Origin of the sequence: Actinoplanes sp. M2I2 (assembly GCF_023544445.1) — a bacterium.
In the GTDB taxonomy this organism is placed as follows: domain Bacteria; phylum Actinomycetota; class Actinomycetes; order Mycobacteriales; family Micromonosporaceae; genus Actinoplanes.
Genome location: NZ_JALPVJ010000011.1, coordinates 78253 through 99050, shown reverse-complemented (window position 1 = coordinate 99050; position 20798 = coordinate 78253). Strand labels below are relative to the sequence as shown.

Here is a 20798-nt window from a genome sequence, read left to right as displayed (position 1 = left end):
CTGTCTGTTCTCACCGGTGCTCCAGCGCCTCTGTCACTGGATTGAAGTAGTCCTCCTCGTGCCGGGCGACGCCGTCGAGGCCCTTGCCCCGGTCGGCCGGCCGCTTCATGATGCCGAAGGTGCCCTCGGCGATCGCGGTCAGCAGCGAGTCGTCGACGATCTTCTCCAGCAGCTCGACGGCCTCGCCCAGCACCGCGTGGGCGCGCTGCTGGATGAAGCCGCCGGGCGCCGGGACGAAGTCCTCGTGCAGGTTGCCGGCCCCGGTGAGCACGTAGCGCACGTTCTGCAGGGCGATGTCGCGGTCGGACAGCCACGGCGTCACCACCGCCTCGGTCATCATGCCGACCAGCAGGATGCTCTGGCCGGTGAGCGCGCCGGCCAGGTTGAAGAACCCGTCGAGCAGGTTGCCGCGGAAGACGTCGCCGGTCATGTGCTTGGTCGGCGGCATCCACTTGAGCGGCGCGTCCGGGAACAGCTCGCGGGCCAGCAGCGCGTGCGCCAGCTCCAGGCGGAACGACTCGGGCAGCTCCGGGTTGATCTCGAAAGCGTGGCCCAGGCCGAGCTGCCAGTCGGCCAGCCCGGCCTCGTGCGCGAAGAACTCGTTGAGCAGCTGCGACACCGTCACCGTGTGGGCCGCCTCGACGGCGTCGGCGGTGGTCAGGTAGTTGTCCTCGCCGGTGTTGATGATGATGCCGGCGCGGGCGTGGACCTGCCGGCTGAACCGCTGGTCGACGAAGGTGCGGATCGGGTTGATGTCGCGGAACAGGATGCCGTACATGGAGTCGTTGAGCATCATGTCGAGCCGTTCCAGCCCGGCCAGGGCGGCGATCTCGGGCATGCACAACCCGGACGCGTAGTTGGTCAGCCGCACGTACCGCCCGAGCTCCCTGGACGTCTCGTCCAGCGCGGCCCGCATCAGCCGGAAGTTCTCCTGGGTGGCGTAGGTGCCGGCGAAGCCCTCGCGGGTGGCGCCCTCGGGCACGTAGTCGAGCAGCGACTGCCCGGTCGACCGGATCACCGCGATCACGTCGGCCCCGGCCCGGGCGGCCGCCTGGGCCTGTGGGATGTCCTCGACGATGTCGCCGGTCGCCACGATCAGATAGATCCAGGGGCGCTGCTGCGGATCCCCGTACCGCTTGATCAGCCGGTCCCGTTCGGCCCGCCGCCGGTCGACGGTCGTCAGTCCGCGGCCGGTCGCCCTCTTCGCCGCCCGGCGGGCCGCCGTGACGTCCGCCTTCCGATCGGGCACGTCGAACCGGACCGCGCCCGCGGCGGCCTTCTGGGCCAGCACGGTGAGATCGTCGACCCCGGAGCTGCGCAGGGCATGAAACACCGGGACGGCGACCCCGTGCCCCAGCCCGACGTCGGCGCGCACCGCGTCGACCAGCCGGTTGACCCAGGGGATGCCGTCCTGGTCGGCCCCGTGCACGCCGGCCAGCCGCAGCACCGCCCGCTCCACCGACACGGTGGTGTGCGAGCGGGCCAGATCGACCACCGGCTGCCCGGCCCGTGCGGCGAGCCGGCGCGCCGCGCGCACCACCCGCGGGTCCAGATCAAGCTTGGACGCCACCCGTACTCCGTTCCTCAGATCTCGTGGATCATTTCGCCCTGCAGGACTGTGCGGCGGCACACCGGCCGCGCGGGTTCCGCGCCGTCGAGCTCCGGCAGCAGGGCGGGCAGACCCTCCCGTACGCCGGACGGGGTCTCCCACACGGCGAAGGTGGCCGACTGGCCCGGCGCGAGCACCCCGGCGTCGCCGACCCCCGCGGCCCGCCAGCCGCCCCGCGTCGACGCCGCGAACGCCGCCCGCACACTCATCCGGTAGACCGGGTTGCGCGGGGCCGCCGCCGCGACGACCACCGCCCACGGGTCGAGCGCGGTGACCGGCGAGTCGGAGCCGAAGGCCAGCTGCACCCCGGTCGCGTGCATCGCCCCGATCGGGTTGGACGCCATCGCGCGTTCCACCCCGAGCCGCTGCGCGTACATCCGGTCGGGGCCGCCCCAGAGCGCGTCGAACACCGGCTGAACCGAGGCGATCACCCCGAACTCGACCATCCGCGCGATCATCGGCTTGTCGATCAGCTCGACGTGCTCGATGCGGTGGTGCCCGGCCCGGACCGCGTCGACGCCGACCGACCGGGCGGCCAGCGCGAACCCCTCGAGGACGGTCTCGATGGCGGCGTCGCCGATGGCGTGGAAACCGCCCTGCACGCCGACCGTGACGCAGTCGAGCAGGTGGTCGGCGGCCTGTTCGGCGCTCAGGAACGCCTCGCCGCAGCCACCGCCGGTGTACGGCGACCGGACCGAGGCCGTGGTCGACCCGAGGGCGCCGTCCGCGTACAGGTCGCCGGCGGCGCCGACCGCGCCCAGCTCCTTGGCCTTGACGGCCCCGCCCAGCTCGCCCCAGTAGCCGTACACCCGCGGCAGGCCCTGACCGTTGAGCGCCAGCACCGAGGTGAAGTCGGCCTCGCTCGACGTGCCCGGACCGCCGCACTCGTGCACCGCCGCGATGCCCAGGGAGGCGGCCCGGGCCAGCGCGGCCCGCTGCGCCGTCGTCCGCTGCGCCGGGGTCAGATCGTTGAGGGCGATGGCCCGTACGGCGTGGTGGTGCTCCTCCTTGACCAGGCCCTGACCGACCGGCAGGCCGGCCGCGGCCAGCAGGGCCGGGGAGGCCAGCGCGGAATGCACCGAGGCCTGCGACAGGTAGACCGGGCGGCCGCCGGCGGCGCGGCCGAGCTCGGCCGCCGTCGGCAGCGTCTGGTCGGCCCACGTCGACTCGTCCCAGCCGTGGCCGTGCACGACCCCGCCGGCCGGACGGGTCGCGGCGAACCGCTCGACCGCGGCCAGCAGCTCATCCCGGGCCCGGACCGCCGACAGATCGAGGCCGTCGATGGCCAGGCCCGTGTCGGTGGCGTGCAGGTGGGCGTCGACGAAGGCCGGGGTGACCAGGCCGTTCTCCAGGTCGACGGTGCGGCCGGCCGGCGGCGCGTCGGCGGCGTCGCCGAGCCAGGCGATCCGGCCGTCGCGGACCAGCATGGCGGTGGCCCGCGGGTCGGCGGCGGAGTAGAAGCGGCCGTGGGTGTAGAGCACCTCAATCATGCCCGTCAGTCTCTCGCGAGACGGGCTTCGAAGAGGGACCGGACCGCCGGTACGCGGCGCAGCAGGCCGACGGCGAACTCGGCGTGACCGGGGACGTAGCCGTTGCCGATGAGCATCGTCACGTCGGCGGCCAGCCCCTCGGCCCCCAGGGCGGCGGCCGGGAAGCTCGTGGCCATCGAGAAGAAGATCACCGTACCGCCGGGGGCGGTGGCCAGGATCGCGCCGTGCTCGCAGCCGGGAACGTCCACGCAGACCACCGTGACCGTGGCCGGCTCCCCCACCGCCGCGGCGACCTCGACCGGGTTGCGCGCGTCGGCGACCACCACCACGTCGGCGATCCCGGCCGCGCGCAGGGCCACCGCCTCGCCCTCGTCGCGCACGACGCCGATCGTCCGGGCCCCGGCCAGGCGCGCGGCGGCCAGGGCGAGCGAGCCGCTCTTGCCCGCGCCACCGAGCACGGCCACGGCCGGCCGGTCGTAGCCGCGGACGACCCGGTCGGTCAGCGCGGGGGCGCCGCACACGTCGTAGACCGCCAGGGCCAGCTCGGGGGCCAGGTCGGCGGGCAGCACCCCGACGATCGAGCGGCCGAACAGGATCGCCGTCCCGGCCGCCGGCACCTGCTCGCCGCGGCCGTCCCAGTCCCGCAGCCCGTCGGTGATCCGGAGCGGGGTGAGGGTCAGCGAGACCAGCGTGGCCACCCGGTCGCCCGGCTGGACGCCGAGCGGCGAACGCGGGCCGACCTCCTCGACGACGCCGATCAGCATGCCGCCCGACCCGGTGACCGGGTTGTGCATCTTGCCGCGGGCGCCGACGATCTCCAGCACCTCGGCCCGGATCGCGGCGCCGTCCCCGCCGTGCTTCTCGGACAGCTGGCGGTAGCTCGCGGCGTCCAGGTTGAGCCGCTCGACCCGGACCCGGACCTCGTCCTCGCTGATCTCGGGGCTCGCGTCGAGCCGCCAGGCCGCCTGGGGCAGCACACCGGCCGGCTCCAGAACCCGATCAAGACCGACAGAAGACGTCATTCGCCCCACCTTCACCAAGAAATCATGGGCGTCTGCCCGGATCCACACCGTAAATCCTACGGGTAGGTGGTTTCTAGACCGGAAATCCTCCAGTAGCGTGATGTTGGCCGAACGATCGATCAGGGAGGCACCGTTGACCCAGCCCGCCGGACAGCCGTACGAATACCGCCGCCGCACCCTGGTCGAGCCCGACTGGAAACGCTTCCCCGGGTGGCGCGACGTGACCGAGGCGCAGTGGCAGTCCGCCCAGTGGCAGCGGGTCAACTGCGTCAAGAACGTCAAGCAGCTGCGGGCCGTGCTGGGCGACCTGCTCGACGAGAGCTTCTACACCGACCTCGAGACCGACCAGAAGCGCCTGGCCACGATGTCGATGCTGCTCCCGCCGCAGATGCTCAACACCATGGTCCCCGATCGGGTCCCCGACACGGAGGCGTTCTACGCCGATCCGATCCGCCGCTACATGCTGCCGGTCGCCACCGACCGTCACCTCGACTGGCCGTCGCACCCGCACGCCACCCGCGACTCGCTGCACGAGCACGACATGTGGGTCGCCGAGGGGCTCACCCACCGCTACCCGACCAAGGTGCTGGCCGAGCTGCTCTCCACCTGCCCGCAGTACTGCGGGCACTGCACGCGGATGGACCTGGTCGGCAACAGCACGCCCACGGTCGACAAGCTCAAACTGTCGCTCAAGCCGGTCGACCGGTACGACGCCCACCTGGCCTACCTCAAGGCCCACCCCGGCGTACGGGACGTCGTGGTCAGCGGCGGCGACGTCGCCAACGTGCCGTGGAAGCAGCTCGAGGCGTACCTGATGGGTCTGCTCTCGGTGCCCACCGTCCGCGACATCCGGCTGGCCACCAAGGCGCTGATGGGTCTCCCCCAGCACTGGCTGCAACCCGACGTCGTCGAGGGTCTGCACCGGGTGGCCATCACCGCCCAGCGGCGCGGCGTCAACCTGGCCGTGCACACCCACGTCAACCACGTGAACTCGCTGACCCCGCTGGTCGCCCAGGCGGCGCAGATGCTCCTCGAGGTCGGCGTGCGCGACGTCCGCAACCAGGGCGTGCTGATGCGCGGCGTGAACGCGACGACGGCCGACTTGCTCGACCTGTGCTTCGGGCTGCAGGGCGAGGCCGGCATCCTGCCGTACTACTTCTACATGTGCGACATGATCCCCAACGCCGAGCACTGGCGGGTGCCGGTGTGGCACGCCCAGCAGCTGCAGCACGACATGATGGGCTACCTGCCGGGCTACGCGACCCCGCGGATCGTCTGCGACGTGCCGTTCGTGGGCAAGCGCTGGGTGCACATGATCTCCGAGTACGACCGGGAGCACGGCATCTCGTACTGGACCAAGAATTACCGGACGTCGATCGAGCAGCACGACGACGAGGCGTTGTCCAAGCTGTACGCCTACTACGACCCGATCGACACGCTGCCCGAGTCCGGCCAGGACTGGTGGCGCAAGCAGGAAGCGGCCGCCTGACCCACGACGGCGAACGGCCCCCGGGAGGTCCCGGGGGCCGTTCGTCGCGTTGCGGTGCCGCGGGTCAGCTGAAGGCGTCGCGGACGTCCTTGCCGGCGTCCTTGACGTGCTCGCCGGCCTTCTTGGCGTGGGCGGCGGTCTCCTGCGCCTGCCCCTCGGCGACCAGCCGCTCGTTGTCGGTGGCCCGCCCCACGGCCTGCTTCGCCTTGCCGGTCAGCTCTTCGGTCTCGTTCTTGACCTTGTCCGTGAAGCTCATGTCGCTCCAACCTCCGTGGTGTCGGCTTGCTGGTGATGTGCCCGTTGAGCACCTCTCCAAAACACACCGCGTAAGGCATCCTAGGAGGCTAGTTTGCACATGTCCGCCGCTGTACAACTCGCGCAGACGAATTTCGGCTCGCGTGATTGTCACGCCGGCATCCATATTGCCCACCCCGTCGGAGTGGACAATATGGAGCACAGTTATGTCAACAGCTCTTCAGTCGCTCGAAGTGGGTGTACTGGGTGCGGGACAGGTTCTTGCCCACTTTCAGCGTGTAGCAGGGGGAGTCCGGAAACAGATCCCAGGCGATAACGAATTTCTGAGTGGTGGAACATCCGTTGAAGACCACTACCTTGGTTCCACCAGAACTGCCACTGGTCACGGATGCGGCGAGGCAGCTCGGCGGTGCCGCGTTGGCGGCGGGTGCAATAGCCGCCTGCCCTAGAGCCAGGACGGCGGAGGCACCCAACAAGGTGACGAAACGCTTCTTCAAGATACTCGTTCTCCTCTCAACTCGCCTACTGCGTAGGCAACGTGAGAAGCGTAAGCGCGAGCCATACATCCATCGTACATTGTCGATATATACATCGCTGCATCCATTGCTGGAACACCACGCCGCACCCCGCAGGCGCATGTCCGGTGCGCTGCCGCAGGCGTGACTTGACTCGGTGCCAGGTCCACCATTGCTCAGGTGCCGGCCCGATGCCCGCGCTGCGACCTGAGCGCATAGCCGAGCCACCTGGGTTGCGATCTCCCTGATCGTGGGGTGGCCGTCCGGGAGCGCCGGGTGGTCGTGGCGCCCGCGCGCATCGGCCCGGAGATAAGATCGTGAATGTGAATGACCGTGCCGCGCACGCCAACTCGTTCGGGCCGGCCGCCGAGGCCTACGAGCGCGGCCGGCCCTCCTATCCCGGCGAGGCCCTCGACTGGCTGCTGCCGGCGGGCCGGCCGCGGGTCGTCGACCTGGGCGCCGGCACCGGCAAGCTGACCCGCCAGATCCGGGAGCGGGGCCTCGAGGTCACGGCGGTCGAGCCGTCCGCGGGCATGCTCGACCAGCTCCGCCGGTCGGTGCCCGGTGTTCCCGCCCTCAAGGGCAGCGCCGAGGAGATTCCGCTGCCCGACGGGTCGGCCGACGTGGTGCTGGTGGCGCAGGCCTGGCACTGGGTCGAGCCGGAGCGCGCGGCGCCCGAGATCGCCCGGGTCCTGTCCCCCGGCGGGCGGCTCGGCCTGCTCTGGAACGTCCGGGACGAGCGCGCCGGCTGGGTCCACCGCCTCGGCGAGATCATCGGCTCGCCGGAGCAGAGCCGGGACACCGCGGTGGGCGCCCCGTTCGGCGCGGTGGAGACCACCGAGTTCCCGTGGACCGAGGTGATCGGCCCGGAACGCCTGATCGACATGGTGGCGTCCCGCAGCTACGTCATCCTGCTGCCCCCGGCCGAGCGGGCGGCGCTGCTCAACGAGGTGCGGCGCCTGATGGCCACCCACCCGGAGATGGTCGGACGGACGGAATTCCGGTTGCCCTACGTCACCGAGTGCGCCCGCGCGACCGTGGGGGCCCTATGACGCCGTCTCGGTGGCCGCCACCGGGGCCGGGGCGATGCGGGGCGGCCGATTCTCGTACGGGGTGGAGAGCACGACAGTCGTGCGGGTGGTGACGTTCGCGGCGGTGCGGATCTCCTGCAGCAGCCGTTCCAGATCGGCCGGGCTGCCGACCCGTACGAGCAGCATGTAGAAGTCCTCGCCGGCCACCGAGTAACAAGAGTCGATCTCGGAAAGATGAGCCAGCCGCTCGGGCGCGTCGTCGGGCTGGGACGGGTCGAACGGCCGGATCGCCACGAACGCGGTCAGCGGCAGCTCCAGTGCCTCGTACGAGACCTTGGCGCTGTAACCGGCGATCACCCCGCGCTGCTCGAGGCGGCGCACCCGCTGGTGCACGGCCGACACGCTCAGCCCGACCCGCTCGGCGAGGTCGGTGTAGGACAGGCGGCCGTCCGCGGTGAGGGCGCCCACGATCGCCCGGTCGATCTCTTCCACGGGCGACACCCTACCGAACCGGACGCGCCCCTCCACGGGACGCGCGGCTCATGATCGATACCCGGACGGCCCTACCCCGCGTTCTTCTCGGCCTCGGCCAGCAGGGCCCGGGCGTCCGTCTCGTCGTCGGGATTGACCTGCACCTGCACGCCGTCGGTGACCGACAGCGCCGGGTCCAGGCCGCCGGCGCTGTCGGCCAGCGCGATCGCCCGCAGCCCGTTGCTGCGCAGCAGGCCGACGATCAGGTCGGCCTCGATCTGGGAGCCGGCGACCGCGACGGTGACACCCTCGATGTTGTCCATGGGTGCCAGCATCGCGGATCGACCGCTCCCGCGCACGCACCCCCCACCGCGACGCGTGTCACCCCTTGACCAGAGCGCGGCTGATCACCAGCCGCTGGATCTGGTTGGTGCCCTCGACGATCTGCAGCACCTTGGCCTCGCGGAACCAGCGCTCCGCCGGGTGGTCGCTGACATAGCCGGCCCCGCCCAGCACCTGCACCGCGTCGGTGGTGACCCGCATGGCGGCGTCGGTCGCGAAGAGCTTGGCCTTGGCCGCCTCGGTCGAGAAGGGACGGCCGGCGTCCTTGAGCCGCGCCGCCGACAGCAGCAGCGCCCGGGCCGCCGAGACCTGGGTCGACATGTCGGCCAGCAGGAAACCGACGCCCTGGAAGTCGGCGATGGGCCGGCCGAACTGCTCGCGCTCCCGGGCGTACGCGACGGCGTAGTCGGTGGCGGCCTGGGCCAGGCCCACGGCGCAGGCGGCGATGCCGAGGCGACCGGCGTCGAGCGCCTCCATGGCGATGCCGAAGCCGCCGCCCTCGGCGCCGACCAGACGGTCGGCCGGCAGGCGGCACCCGTCGAACACGATCGGGGACGGGGCGGACGAGCGCAGGCCCATCACGCGTTCCGCCTTCTGCGGCTGGAGACCGGGGGTGCCGGCGTCGGCCAGCAGGCACGAGATGCCGCGGGGGCCCGGTTCCCCCGTACGGCAGAAGACGTTGTAGAAGTCGGCGTCGCGGCCGTGGGTGATCCAGGCCTTGGTGCCCGTGACGACCCACGTGTCACCGTCGCGGGTGGCCCTGGTCGTGAGCGACGCCGCGTCGCTGCCGCCCTGCGGCTCGGACAGGCAGTAGGCGCCCAGCAGTTCGCCGCCGAGCATGTCGGGCAGCATCTTGCGCTGCCGCTCGCTGCCGTGGGCGTACACCGGGTAACAGGCCAGGGTGTGCACGCTGACCGCCTCGGCGATCGCCAGCCAGCTGCCGGCCAGCGTCTCGAGCACCTGCAGATAGACCTCGTAGGGCTGGCCGGCGCCGCCCACCTCCTCGGGGTAGGGCAGGCCGAGCAGGCCGGAGCGGCCCAGCTTGCGGATGATCTCGCGGGGGAACGCGCCGCGGGTCTCGAAGTCGTGCGCCTGACCGTCGAGCTCGCGGTCGCAGAGCTCGCGGGTCAGGTCGAGCAGGTCGTGGGCCTCGTCGGTGGGGAGGATGCGATCTACCGTCACGCCCGCCAGCTTAACGGTCGTTAGGGCAGCAGGGCGACTAGTGGTCGCTATGGTGGCACGGTGACCGCTCAGCCGCTGCTCGCCGTCGACGCCCCCAGCCTGTACTTCCGCGCCTTCCACGGCATTCCGGAGAAGGCCGCCCAGACCAGCGCCGGGGAGCCGGTGAACGCGATCCGCGGCTTCATGGACATGCTCGCCCAGCTCATCCGCACCCGGCAGCCGGATCGCGTCGTCTGCGCGCTCGACGCCAGCTGGCGGCCCGCGTGGCGGGTGAAGCTCGTGCCGTCGTACAAGAAGCACCGGGTCGCCCACGGCGACGTCGAGGAGGTCCCGGCCGCCCTCGAGAAGCAGATCCCGGTGCTGCTCGACGTCCTCAAGGCGGTGGGCATCCCGGCCTTCGGGGTCGACGGGTACGAGGCGGACGACGTCCTGGGCACGCTGGCGGCCACCCAGCCGTCGCCGGTCGAGGTGGTGTCCGGCGACCGCGACCTGTTCCAGCTGGTCGACGACGCGCGCGGCACCCGCCTGCTCTACTGCGGCCGGGGCGTGGCCAAGCTCGAGGACGCCGACGACGCCCTGGTCCAGACCAAGTACGGCGTACCGGCCAAGTGGTACGCGGACTTCGCGGCCATGCGCGGCGACGCGAGCGACGGCCTGCCCGGTGTGCCCGGCGTCGGCGAGAAGACGGCGGCCCGGCTGGTCATGCGGTACGGCGGCGTCGAGGAGATCCTGGCCGCGCTCGACGACCCGGACGCGGGCTTCGCGCCCGGCGTGCGCACCAAGCTCGACGCGGCCCGGGACTACCTGGCCCGGGCGCTGCCGGTCTGCAAGGTCGCGCTCGACGTGGAGCTGCCCGCCTTCGACCCGGCGCTTCCTCGTTCGCCGGAGGACCCGGAGGCGCTGCTGGCCCTGGCCGACCGCTGGAACCTGGCGTCCTCGGCCAAGCGCCTGGTCGACGCCCTGGCCCACTAGCGCCCGCGGCGTCCCCGGCGCGACGGCGGCTCTCGCCGGCAAGCTGGGCGTCCTCGCCTTCAAGCGGGGCTACGCCGAGTAGTCCGAGAGCGACACCGAGACCGGCCTGGCGCCCTATACGCTGGCCGCCTTGGACGAGTTGCGGGTGGCCGGCGCGTCCTTGCGCTGACCACGCGAGGTCAGCACGTCGGCCAGGGCAGCCACCAGCGCGACGACCACGAAGCTGATCGTCAGCCACAGGGCGCCGCGGAACGCCGGGCCCCAGTCCCCCTGCCCGGCGGCCAGCCGGCTGAAGAAGAACGAGCCGACCGCGGCGATGCCCATCGCCGTGCCGATGCGCTGTCCGGTCTGCAGCACGGCGCCCGCGCTGCCCGCCCGGGCCACCGGCACCTCGGCCAGCGTCAGCGTCTGGTTCGGGCTGATCACGAAGCCGCTGCCGGCGCCGGCCACGAGCAGGGGCAGCGCGGCCGCCCAGCCGCCACCCGAGCCGGGCACGGCCTTGAGCACGAGATCGGTGGCGACCAGGCCCACGATCACGGCCACCAGGCCGCCGACGACCATCTGCCGGCCGAACCGCTGGACGAAACGCCCGCCCACCGCGGCCGCGACCGCCGAGCCCACCGCGAACGGGGTGATCGCCAGCCCGGCCTCCAGGGCGCTGTAGCCCAGCCCGCTCTGCAGGTACAGCGTGTAGATGAAGAAGATCGTGGTGAAGCCCGCGAAGTAGAGCAGCCCGATCAGCGCGCCCAGGGCATACGACCGCACCTTGAACAGGCCGAGCTCGACCAGCGCCGTCCGGTTCCGCCCGTAGCGGCTCTCCCAGAACACGAAGCCGGCCAGCACCACCACCCCGGCCGCCGCGATCAGCCACTTGCCCGGGCCCGGCCACTCGCGCTCCTGCACGAGCGGCAGCAGCACCAGCACGACCCCGAGGCCGAGCAGTCCCACGCCCACCGGGTCCAGGCTCTCCCGGCGGCGCTCCCCGGTGCGGGCCGGGATCCACCGGTAGCCGAGCCAGACCGCGGCGATGCCGATCGGGATGTTCAGGTAGAAGATCCAGCGCCAGCCCTCGGCCGGTCCGATCGTTGCGATCAGCACGCCACCGAGCAGCGGCCCGACGGCAGTGGAGACCCCGATGGTCGCGCCGAGCAGCCCGAACGGGCGCCCCCGCTCCTTCGGCTCGAACATCTGCTGGATCAGCCCGGACACCTGCGGGTTCACGATGCCGGCGGCGGCGCCCTGCACCAGCCGGGCGACGACCAGCCACAGCGCCGACTGGGCCAGGCCGGCGGCCGCGCTGGCCAGCGTGAACAGGACCAGCCCGGCGATGAAGACGTCGCGCCGGCCCCGGGCGTCACCGAAGCGGCCGGCCGGCACGAGCAGCAGGCCGAAGGTGAGCGCGTAGCCGGAGAGCACCCACTGCAGCTCGGCCGAGCTCAGCTGCAACTGGTCGCGGATCGAGGGCAGCGCGACGTTGACGATGCTCACATCGAGCAAGGTCATGAAGCCCGCCACCAGGGCGACCGAGAGCGCCTTCCAGCGCGTCGACTGATCTGTTGTCACAGGCTGACCGGTTCCCCGGTCGATACTTGTATAACCCGCGATCTAATGTGTGCCGCATGACGTCGTTCGCGGTGGTGGGATCCGGCTGGCGGGCCGAGATGTTCTGGCGGCTGGCGGCGGGTCTGCCCGGCGTCGAGTGCGTGGGGGCGGTGGTGCGCACGCCCCGTGACCTGCCGGTGCCGGCGTTCACCTCGCTCGACGAGGTGCGACCCGACTTCCTGGTCACCGCCGTGCCCTGGGCGGCCAACCCGGGCGTGATCGTCGAGGCGGTCGAGCGGGGCATCCCGGTGCTGGCCGAGACCCCGCCCGCGCCCGACGCCGACGGCCTGGCCGCGCTGTGGAAGCGCACCGGCGACAGCGGGCTGGTGCAGATCGCCGAGCAGTACCTGCTGGTGCCCGCGCACGCCGCCCGGCTGGCCGCCGTACGGGCCGGGGTGATCGGCGAACCGAGCCAGGTGCAGGTCTCGTCGACGCACATGTACCACGCGGTGTCGCTGATCCGCGGGTTCCTCGGCGCCGGTCGCGGCCCGGTCACCGTACGGGCCTCCCGGACCACCGCGCCGCTGGTCGACCCGCTGACCCGGGCCGGCTGGACCGACGACGACCAGCCCCGGCCGGCCACCACGACGATCGCCACGCTGGATTTCGGCGACGGCCGGTCCGGCCTCTACGACTTCACCGACAACCAGTGGCACAACCAGTTGCGGTTCCGGCGCATCGTCGTGCGCGGCTCGCACGGGGAGCTGCGCGACGACGAGGTCGTCCGCCTGACCGAGCCGCGGACGATCCTGCGGTCCCCGCTGGTCCGCCGGCAGACCGGCTACGACCTGGACCTCGACGACTTCGACACCGACACGATCTCGCTCGGTGACCGCGTGCTGTTCCGCAATCCGTTCCCGGGCAAGCGCTGGAACGACGAGGAGATCGCGATCGCCTCGCTGCTGCGCAAGATGGCCGACTGGGTACGCGGCGAGGGCCCGCCACCGTATTCTCTGGCCGACGGCGCGCACGACCACCTCGTCGCGCTCGCCATCGAGGAATCGGCCGATACAGACCGGAAGGTGACGATCTCCGCACCTCCGTGGCGGTGAACCGGATCATTCGCTCAGGCGTGGGTCCCGCCGCCCGATCAAACACGGGACGGCTGGGAACGAGGCGGAGGAGGGCCGATGACGACGCGCACAGCACGCGCCGCTTTCGGCGCGTGGATCGTGGTGCTGACCGCGGTCTACTACACCTTTCCCGACGCGCACCTGGTCACCTGGGCCCTGATCGGTTACTCCAGCGCCGCGGTGGTGCTGATCGGCGTACGCCTGAACCGTCCGGCCCGCCGGCTGCCGTGGTATCTGATAGCGGCCGGGCTGGCCTGTTTCGTCACGGGTGACACGCTCTACAACCTGATCATCGTGCTGGGCCGCGAGCCCGAGTTCCCGGGCCCGGCCGACCTGCTCTACCTGCTGGTCTACCCCTTGATCACCGGCGCGTTCCTGCTGTTCGTGCGGGCCCGGGGCGGCGCCAGCAACCGGGCCGCCCTGCTCGACGCGCTCGTGCCCACGGTCGGCCTCGGGCTGCTCTCCTGGATCTACTGGATCGCGCCGTTCACCCGCTCCCACGAGCTGAGCTTCCTCGAGAAGCTCGTCTCGATCGGCTACCCGCTCGGCGACGTCCTCGCGCTGGCCATGACGCTGCGCATGCTGACCAGCCCGGGCCGGCGACCGCGGGCCCTGACCGCCGTCGTCGTCGCCATCGTCGGCCTGCTGATCAGCGACATCTTCTACGGCCAGTCGCAGCTCAGCAGCGCCTGGTCGCTCGGCGGCCCGGTCGACCTGGGCTGGATCGTCTTCTACACCATGCTGAGCTGGACGGCGCTCATGCCGTCGATGCGCGACCTCACCGAGAAGCTGCCCCAGACCGCCGGGGCCGACCTGGGCACCAGCCGCATCGTCTGGATGGCCTCGGCCGCGCTGATCGCGCCGGCCGTCCTGTACGTCGAGTGGATGAACGGCCGCGAGGTCGAGGCGCAGCGCGGCGGGGTCGTCGACGCGCCCGTCATCGCCGGCGCCGCGGCCCTGATGTTCCTGCTGGTGCTGGCCCGGGTCAACGGTCTGGCCGACGCCCAGCGCCGCGCGCGTTCCCGGGAACGGGCGCTGCACCAGGCCGCCGCCGAGCTGTTCGCCGCGACGACGGTCGAGGAGGCCGCCCGCGCCATTCGCGACGGCATCACCACGATGATGCCGGCCGACACGTCCTTCCAGTTCACCCTGGTCTGCGAGGCCGACGTGCCGCACACGCCGGGCCTGCGGCTGCTGTCCGCGGCCGAGGTGCCGGCCGGCCTGCGCACCGAGGGCTTCGGCCGGTTCCTGTACGCGACCATGCCGCTGCCCGGGAACGGCCAGGTCGGCGCCGGGCTGCTCGCCGGACGCGGCCCGGTCCTGCGCGAGCTGATGCCCTCGGTCGAGGCGTTCCTCGGCCAGATCGAGGTCGTCATGGAGCGCATCGGCCTGTCCCGCGAGGTCAGCCGCCGCGACAGCGAGGCCTACTTCCGCACGCTGATCCAGAACGCGTCCGACGTCATCGTCATCCTCGGCGCCGACGACCGGATCACCTACGCGAGCCCGTCGGCCGACACCGTGCTGGGCCACCCCGACCTGGCCGGGACGCCGCTGGAGTCGCTGATCGCGCTGAGCCACCACGCCGCCCTGCGCGACGCCCTGGACGCGATCCGGGGCGGGCGCGACCAGGACGACGCCATCGACCTGGCCGTGCTGTGCGCCGACGACCGGATGCTGCAGGTCGAGCTCACCGGCCGGGACCTGCGCGACGACCCCACCGTACGAGGTCTGGTCCTGACCATGCGGGACGTGACCGACCGCCGGCGCCTCGAGGACGACCTGTCGCACCTGGCGTTCCACGACGGGCTCACCGGGCTGGCCAACCGCGTGCTGTTCCGCAACCGCCTCGAGCAGGCGTTCGCCGTGGCCGGCCGGGACGACGCCACCATCGCCGTGCTCTTCGTCGACCTGGACGACTTCAAGGACGTCAACGACACCCTCGGGCACGCCGTCGGCGACCAGCTGCTGGTCAGCGTGGGCGAGCGGATCGCCGAGATCATCGGCGTGGCCGACACCGCGGCGCGGATGGGCGGCGACGAGTTCGCCATCCTCATCGAGCAGAGCGACGACGACGCCCGCGCCGAGGAGGTCGCCGACCGGATCGTGCGCGCCCTGGCCGTACCGGTGGAGGTCTCGGACGGCATCGGCGGCACCCACATCGTCAGCGGCGCGGCCAGCGTCGGCGTGGCCACCAACCGGGACGCCGTGTCGGCCACCGAGGTGCTGCGCCACGCCGACCTGGCGCTCTACCAGGCCAAGGGCGAGGACAAGGGCACCTGGCAGCGCTACCGCAGCGAACTGCACACCGCGATGGTCCAGCGGCTCGAGACCCGGACGGCGCTGCACGAGGCCATCGACGGCGAGCAGTTCGCGGTCATGTACCAGCCGATCGTCGACCTCGGGACCGGCGAGATGGCCGGCGTGGAGGCCCTCGTGCGCTGGCAGCACCCGGTCCGCGGCCTGCTCGGCCCGTACCACTTCATCGAGGTGGCCGAGGAGAGCGGCGCGATCGTCGAGATCGGCCGGTGGGTGCTGCGCGCCGCGCTGGCCGAGTTCACCCGCCTGCGGGCCGGCACGACCCTGAAGTACGTGAGCGTGAACGTCTCGGCCCGTCAGTTCCGGACGCCTGGGTTCGTCGACCAGGTCCGCGCGGCCCTCGAGGACAGCGGCGCGCGCCCCGAGTGGCTGCTCCTGGAGATCACCGAAAGCCTGCTGCTGCGCGACGCCGACCAGGTCTGGCAGGACCTCGGCGCGCTGCGGACGCTGGGCGTGCGGATCGCGATCGACGACTTCGGCACCGGGTACTCGTCGCTGAGCTACCTGCGGCAGATGCCGGTCGACGTGCTCAAGGTCGACAAATCGTTCATCGACGACATCCTGGGCAGCGAGCAGCAGCGGGCGCTGGTCGACGCGATCGTCACCCTGGCCCGCAACTTCGACCTGGCCGTGGTGGCCGAGGGCATCGAGGACGAGGGTCAGCGCGCCGAGCTGGTCGCCATGGGCTGCCCGTACGGACAGGGCTATCTCTTCTCCAAGCCGGTGTGGCCGCAAGAGATCGTCGCCCAGCCGCAGTCCGGGGTCATGTCGCCCGCAGCCTGAAATTCGGGTTATTCGCTGGCGGTCATGGACGGCGGGCGGCAGGGTTCTGGGTGTGCTGGAGAATCCCGCGTGGGCCGCTCTCTCGGGGCCACAGGCCTGTTTCGCCGAGGCGTCCGGTGACGCCGCCCGCTACCTGTCCGACATCGCGCCCTGGTGCGCGATGGCCGACCTCACCGACCCGTCCGGCTGGGCCGACCTGGCCACGCTGACCGACCACGCCGCGCTGACCGCCCCCGCGATCGACCCGCCGCCGGGCTGGGAGCCGGTCACGGTGCTGGCCGGCGTGCAGATGGTCGGCCACACGATGACCGGCGTGCACGACCCGGCCACCGTGCGCCTCACCGAGACCGACGTGCCCGAGATGCTCGACCTGGTGTCACGGGCCAAGCCCGGACCGTTCGGCAAACGCACCGTCGAGCTCGGCGACTACCTGGGCATCCGGCACGAGGGGCGGCTGGTCGCGATGGCCGGCGAGCGGTTCCGGCTGCCGGGGTGGACGGAGGTCAGCGCGGTCTGCACCGACCCCGCCTTCCGCGGCCAGGGCCTGGGCGCGCGGCTCACCATGGCCGTCGCCGCGGGCCTGCTCGAGCGCGGCGACCTGCCGTTCCTGCACGTCGCGGCCGACAACGCGGCGGCCATCCGGCTCTACGAGCGGCTCGGCTTCCAGGTCTCGCACGAGGTGGTGTTCGCGACCTACCGCCACGTCGGCTAGCCCGCCCCGCGTGCGAGTCCTGATCACCGGCGTCACCGGGCATCTCGGTCGGCCGCCGTGGTGCGGACGTCGGTGATCCTGGGCGGCGGCACCGCTGACCACCCGGGTGCGGGGTGTGCGCGAGCTATTCGCCTAGCGCGCCGTCCGGGTTCGGCTTGGCGTTGCCGGCGTCGGCCCAGCGGTCCTGCAGATCACCGATCTGCTGGAGCACGTCCGCGATCTCGCCGCGCACCTTCGCGAGCCGGTTCTGCTGGTCGGCGGGCAGGCCGCCGCCGTGGTCGTGGGAGGTGAGGGTGCTCTCGGACTCCTCGAGCTCCTCGCGCCGCTCGTGCAGCCGGTTGAGCTCCGACTCGTACTCTGCCTGGCTGATCTGTTCGGGTTGCATGGGCGTCCCTTTCCCCCACGTCCGCGGCGGCGAACCCTCGGCGCGACCCAGCCCACAAATGTCGTAGGCGCGTGGCAGGCTCCGCGGCATGGTTACCGACCCCAAGGCCGACCTCGTCCGCTATCTGCAGGAGGCGCGCGAGGCGTTGCTGTGGAAACTCGACGGACTGTCCGACTACGACATCCGGCGGCCGCTGGTGCCCACCGGCACCAACCTGCTCGGCCTGGTGAAACACGTGGCCGGCGTCGAGGCCGGCTATCTCGGCGTCACGTTCGGGCGGCCGTTCCCCGAGCCGATGCCGTGGATGGCCGACGACGCCGAGCCCAACGCGGACATGTGGGCCGAGCCGTCCGAGACCCGCGAGCAGATCGTCGATCTCTACCGGCGGGTCTGGGCCCACGGGGACGAGACCGTCGCCGGGTTGCCGCTCGACGCGACCGGCCGGGTGCCGTGGTGGCCGAGCAGCGACGAGGTCACGCTGCACCTGATCCTCGTCCACGTCATCGCCGAGACCCACCGGCACGCCGGCCATGCCGACATCGTGCGGGAGCTCATCGACGAGTCCGTCGGGGTGCGGGCGTCCAACAGCAACCTGCCGGCGGGCGACCGCGACTGGTGGGCCGCCTACCGTGACCGGCTCGAGCGGGCGGCCCGCCGGTGGCGCTAACGCCGCGGGCGGCGGGCGCGGGGCGGCAGGCGCACACCCGTCAAGGTCCGCAGCGCCGCGGGCCCGCGCGGCCGCCGGGGCGCGGCCCTGCTGTCCGCCCGGCCCGGCCGGCCGTAAAAGGCGAGCAGGTCGATCGTGTCGTGGGTCCTCGACGGGTGCGACTCGTCGGCCTCGGGACGGGCGTACGCGGCCTCGTCCTGCTCGTAGGCGGGCTCCTCGATCGGCTCGGGCGCACGCCCCGCGGCCGCGGCCGGCCGGAAGAGCGGGAACCGGTCCGTCAAGGCGACGGCGCGGTCGGGCCCGGCGAGGACCAGGGCGGCAGCCAGGTTGGCCACGGCGAAGGGCAGGCCGAGCAGCAGCCAGCCCGGCGTCGACCCGATCGAGCCGGTGGCGAGCACGACCGCGACCACCGCGACACCGAGCGCCGCGCCGGTGCTCACCCGTCGCACGGAGTACGAGCCGAATCCCGACAACCCGGCCACCGCGGCGGCGCAGACGAGCGCGAGCCCGACCGCGACGACCCACGCCACGGTCAGCGGCCACAGCCGCTGCCAGGTGCCGTCCACGTCACCGAAGGCGAACATCAGGAACGGCACGCCGAGCACAGCGACCGCGAGCAGCAGCACGGCATCGACGGTGAGCACGATGGCCGCAGCCATGACCATGTCGACCCGGGAGCCCCGCACCGGCTCCCCCGCCTCCACCGACTCCCCCGCCTGGATGTCGACCATCGTCATGCCGCCGCCCTCCCCAAGATCCTGACGGCAGAACCTAACGTATCGACGCGGGTGGTGTCTGCCGGGCTAGAGCTGGCCGTGATTGGGGGGCGGGGTGTCGCTGAGTTCCCAGGCGGCCAGGTGGTGGTATTTCCAGTCGACCGGGTCGTGGACGCTGTGGGTGCGGGCGTTGCGCCAGTGCCGGTCCAGGTCGTACTTGGCGGCGGCCGAGCTGGTGCCGCAGAGCGCGAAGAGCTCCGACCCCGCCTCCACCGCCACCTCGCTGCCGAAGGCCTTGGCGGCGGCCACGGCCAGCGAGCCGCGCGCGGCCGTCCCGGCGTCGGCGGGCACCCGGCCGATCTCGTCGAGCGTCCGGGCGGCGTCGATCAGCAGCGCCTCGGCGGCGCGCACGCGCGTGGCGAGGCGGCCGTACCGATACATCACGTGGGGGTCCTCCACCGCGGTGGTGGCACCTGCGCGCACCGCCTCGGTGGACGGCCGGGCCTTCTCCCGCAGGTAGGCGCGGGCGTCGGCCAGCGCGCCGCCGGCGATGCCGACCTCGATGGCGGCGTGCACGAGCTGGGCGCGGGCCCCGAGCTGCTGCGGCACCTCGTAGGCGCGGGAGTAGTCCAGGGCGAACTCGACCGGCACGTCGGTGAAGGTCGCAGTGCCGCTGATCGTGGCGCGCTGACCGATCACGTCCCAGTCGGTGCCGACCTCGACCCCGTCCGCGTCGCGCGGCACGAAGGCGAGCACCAGGCGCCCGTCCTCACCGATCGCGCTGACGGCGATCCAGGCGCTGGTCAGGGCGCCGGTGGAGTAATACTTGACGCCGTTCAGGCGACCGCCGGCGACCCGGGTCTTCAGATCCTGAGCGTGCTTGCCGCCCCGCTCGGCGAGGGCGTTGCCGATCCGGCGCCCGGCCAGCACCTCGGCGTAAAGACGCTTGCGCAGATCGGCGCCGCCATGCACGGCCAGCACGTCGATCAGCAGGTAATGGGCCTGCGGCACCTGGGCGATGGCCGGATCGGCCGCGGCGATCAGCCGGGTCACCTCGGCCAGCGTCGACGGGCCGAGACCGGGGCCGCCGTCCTCGACCGGCACGGTGATCGCCAGCAGGCCCGAACGGTCGAGCAGGGCCAGGGCCTCGTACGGGATGACATCGGCGCCGTTGCGGTCCCGCTCCACCGCGCCCGGGACGAGGGCGGCGGCGAGCTCGGTGGCGGCCGCGACGGCCTCGGCGTGGGTCCTCATCGAGGCAACGTATCAGTGCCCCAGCAGCTCCAGCGTGCGCTGGTCGGCACCGTCGTAGAAATGGTCGATGACCTGCTGGAACGGGGCCGGGTCGTCGGCCGCGGCGGCGAACAGCGTCATCGACGAGCGCAGCTTGAGGTCATCGGGGTAGCCGAAGATGTCCTTCGCGCTCCGGTCCGACTTCACGAGGATCGCCGCCAGCTCCCGCAGGCGCGGGCCGAGCACCGGATGAGCGAGGTAGGAACGGGCCTCGTCGAGGTCGCGGATCGCGTAGTGCTGGGCCGTGGGGCTCGAGCCCAGCCCGCTCAGCTGCGGAAAGATGAACCACATCCAGTGGGTGCGCTTGCGGCCGGCTTCCAGCTCGGCCCGGGCGTCCTCGTAGGTGCCGTTCTGCGCCTGCACGAAACGGTCGAGACTCATCGGTTCAGGCTTCGGCGCGACTCCCGGGCGTTGGCCTTCTGGATGGCTTCGACCAGCTCCGCCTTGGTCATCCGGGAGCGTCCGCGGATCTCCAGCCGCTTCGCGATGCCGGCCAGGTGCTCCTTGGACGCGTTGGCGTCGACGCCGCCCGCGGTCTCGGCGCCGGTGTCCCGGCCGCCGGCCGCCTTGGCGTCGCTGGGCCCCTTCTGCTCCTTCGGCTCCCAGTGGTCGCCGACCTTCTCGAACGAATGCTTGACGGCCGAGAAGGCGGTGCGGTGGGCCCGCTCGCCCTCGCCGTACTGCTCGACGGCCGAATCATGCGTCTTCGCGAACGTCTCCTGGGCCTTCTTCGACGACCGCTTCAGCGTCGACGGCAGCTCCTCACGTGCTGGCATGAGTTCCCGGTTCCCCGACGGACGCCCGGCAAACTCCTGCGCCGGGCCTTCAGAACCGGACGAACGTACAGGTATGGGACTGCGACGGGTGGCTCGG

21 protein-coding genes are annotated in these 20798 nt (G+C 72.1%); 7 read left to right on the top strand and 14 right to left on the bottom strand.

The window, feature by feature from the left end:
- Window positions 1-10: 10 nt before the first annotated feature.
- Genes HJC40_RS23460 through HJC40_RS23450 form a run of 3 tightly spaced genes read right to left on the bottom strand, consistent with a single transcriptional unit; the run spans window position 11 to window position 4121 of the window.
- A complete protein-coding gene (locus HJC40_RS23460; RefSeq protein WP_250003545.1) occupies window positions 11-1570 on the bottom strand; it encodes a lysine 5,6-aminomutase subunit alpha in 1560 nt (519 codons plus the stop codon).
- Between the two features lie 14 nt (window positions 1571-1584).
- Window positions 1585-3099: an amidohydrolase gene (locus HJC40_RS23455; protein WP_250003544.1), complete on the bottom strand. Its 1515-nt coding sequence runs from the start codon at window positions 3097-3099 to the stop codon at window positions 1585-1587.
- Window positions 3100-3104: 5 nt separating this feature from the next.
- Entirely contained in the window at window positions 3105-4121 is a 1017-nt protein-coding gene (locus HJC40_RS23450) for an L-erythro-3,5-diaminohexanoate dehydrogenase (protein ID WP_250003543.1), read from the bottom strand.
- Window positions 4122-4221: 100 nt separating this feature from the next.
- Between HJC40_RS23450 and HJC40_RS23445 the strand changes: the two genes are divergently transcribed.
- Complete coding sequence (locus HJC40_RS23445) at window positions 4222-5610, top strand: KamA family radical SAM protein (protein ID WP_250003542.1); 1389 nt, start codon at window positions 4222-4224, stop codon at window positions 5608-5610.
- A 64-nt stretch (window positions 5611-5674) separates the two neighbouring features.
- On the opposite strand, the gene HJC40_RS23440 is transcribed toward HJC40_RS23445, so the two are convergent.
- Window positions 5675-5866 (bottom strand): CsbD family protein, encoded by a 192-nt coding sequence (locus HJC40_RS23440; protein ID WP_203769777.1) that lies wholly within the window; start codon window positions 5864-5866, stop codon window positions 5675-5677.
- Window positions 5867-6074: 208 nt separating this feature from the next.
- Window positions 6075-6362 carry a hypothetical protein gene (locus HJC40_RS23435; RefSeq protein WP_250003541.1) on the bottom strand — a complete coding sequence of 96 codons (288 nt, stop codon included), beginning with the start codon at window positions 6360-6362 and terminating at the stop codon, window positions 6075-6077.
- 341 nt (window positions 6363-6703) lie between these two features.
- Here HJC40_RS23435 and HJC40_RS23430 point away from each other — a divergent pair, with 341 nt between their 5' ends.
- On the top strand, window positions 6704-7432 hold the full coding sequence (locus HJC40_RS23430) for a class I SAM-dependent methyltransferase (RefSeq protein ID WP_250003540.1): 729 nt from the start codon (window positions 6704-6706) through the stop codon (window positions 7430-7432).
- Here HJC40_RS23430 and HJC40_RS23425 read toward each other — a convergent pair.
- The 3 genes from HJC40_RS23425 to HJC40_RS23415 all read right to left on the bottom strand — a co-directional run bounded on the left by HJC40_RS23425 (window position 7427) and on the right by HJC40_RS23415 (window position 9406).
- Window positions 7427-7903, bottom strand: coding sequence for an Lrp/AsnC family transcriptional regulator (locus HJC40_RS23425; RefSeq protein ID WP_250003539.1), 477 nt, complete (start codon window positions 7901-7903; stop codon window positions 7427-7429). The two genes, HJC40_RS23430 and HJC40_RS23425, sit on opposite strands and share 6 nt — an antisense overlap.
- 71 nt (window positions 7904-7974) lie before the next feature.
- Window positions 7975-8205: a DUF2007 domain-containing protein gene (locus tag HJC40_RS23420; RefSeq protein ID WP_250003538.1), complete on the bottom strand. Its 231-nt coding sequence runs from the start codon at window positions 8203-8205 to the stop codon at window positions 7975-7977.
- A 58-nt stretch (window positions 8206-8263) separates the two neighbouring features.
- Window positions 8264-9406, bottom strand: coding sequence for an acyl-CoA dehydrogenase family protein (locus HJC40_RS23415; RefSeq protein ID WP_250003537.1), 1143 nt, complete (start codon window positions 9404-9406; stop codon window positions 8264-8266).
- Window positions 9407-9466: 60 nt separating this feature from the next.
- Between HJC40_RS23415 and HJC40_RS23410 the strand changes: the two genes are divergently transcribed.
- Window positions 9467-10378, top strand: a complete 912-nt coding sequence (locus HJC40_RS23410) for a 5'-3' exonuclease (RefSeq protein WP_250003536.1) — start codon at window positions 9467-9469, stop codon at window positions 10376-10378.
- Window positions 10379-10492: 114 nt separating this feature from the next.
- Here the strand turns inward: HJC40_RS23410 and HJC40_RS23405 are convergent, their stop codons facing one another.
- Window positions 10493-11941 (bottom strand): MFS transporter, encoded by a 1449-nt coding sequence (locus tag HJC40_RS23405; protein WP_308200934.1) that lies wholly within the window; start codon window positions 11939-11941, stop codon window positions 10493-10495.
- A gap of 56 nt (window positions 11942-11997) precedes the next feature.
- Between HJC40_RS23405 and HJC40_RS23400 the strand changes: the two genes are divergently transcribed.
- The 3 genes from HJC40_RS23400 to HJC40_RS23390 all read left to right on the top strand — a co-directional run bounded on the left by HJC40_RS23400 (window position 11998) and on the right by HJC40_RS23390 (window position 16864).
- Window positions 11998-13032: a Gfo/Idh/MocA family protein gene (locus HJC40_RS23400; RefSeq protein ID WP_250003535.1), complete on the top strand. Its 1035-nt coding sequence runs from the start codon at window positions 11998-12000 to the stop codon at window positions 13030-13032.
- A gap of 78 nt (window positions 13033-13110) precedes the next feature.
- Window positions 13111-16152: a bifunctional diguanylate cyclase/phosphodiesterase gene (locus HJC40_RS23395; protein ID WP_250003534.1), complete on the top strand. Its 3042-nt coding sequence runs from the start codon at window positions 13111-13113 to the stop codon at window positions 16150-16152.
- A gap of 52 nt (window positions 16153-16204) precedes the next feature.
- The gene (locus HJC40_RS23390) at window positions 16205-16864 is read left to right on the top strand and encodes a GNAT family N-acetyltransferase (protein WP_250003533.1); all 660 of its coding nucleotides are present in this window, start codon (window positions 16205-16207) and stop codon (window positions 16862-16864) included.
- Between the two features lie 124 nt (window positions 16865-16988).
- On the opposite strand, the gene HJC40_RS23385 is transcribed toward HJC40_RS23390, so the two are convergent.
- On the bottom strand, window positions 16989-17249 hold the full coding sequence (locus HJC40_RS23385) for a hypothetical protein (protein WP_250003532.1): 261 nt from the start codon (window positions 17247-17249) through the stop codon (window positions 16989-16991).
- An 88-nt stretch (window positions 17250-17337) separates the two neighbouring features.
- Between HJC40_RS23385 and HJC40_RS23380 the strand changes: the two genes are divergently transcribed.
- Window positions 17338-17916 carry a DinB family protein gene (locus tag HJC40_RS23380; protein WP_250003531.1) on the top strand — a complete coding sequence of 193 codons (579 nt, stop codon included), beginning with the start codon at window positions 17338-17340 and terminating at the stop codon, window positions 17914-17916.
- Here the strand turns inward: HJC40_RS23380 and HJC40_RS23375 are convergent.
- From HJC40_RS23375 to HJC40_RS23360, 4 genes are all read right to left on the bottom strand, one after another.
- Window positions 17913-18653, bottom strand: a complete 741-nt coding sequence (locus HJC40_RS23375; RefSeq protein ID WP_250003530.1) for a hypothetical protein — start codon at window positions 18651-18653, stop codon at window positions 17913-17915. The genes HJC40_RS23380 and HJC40_RS23375 overlap by 4 nt on opposite strands.
- 66 nt (window positions 18654-18719) lie before the next feature.
- Window positions 18720-19886, bottom strand: a complete 1167-nt coding sequence (locus HJC40_RS23370; RefSeq protein WP_250003529.1) for an acyl-CoA dehydrogenase family protein — start codon at window positions 19884-19886, stop codon at window positions 18720-18722.
- Window positions 19887-19898: 12 nt separating this feature from the next.
- A complete protein-coding gene (locus HJC40_RS23365) occupies window positions 19899-20306 on the bottom strand; it encodes a DUF1810 domain-containing protein (protein WP_250003528.1) in 408 nt (135 codons plus the stop codon).
- Window positions 20303-20701 (bottom strand): ChaB family protein, encoded by a 399-nt coding sequence (locus HJC40_RS23360; RefSeq protein WP_250003527.1) that lies wholly within the window; start codon window positions 20699-20701, stop codon window positions 20303-20305. Before HJC40_RS23360 ends, HJC40_RS23365 begins: the two co-directional genes overlap by 4 nt.
- Between the last annotated feature and the right edge of the window lie 97 nt (window positions 20702-20798).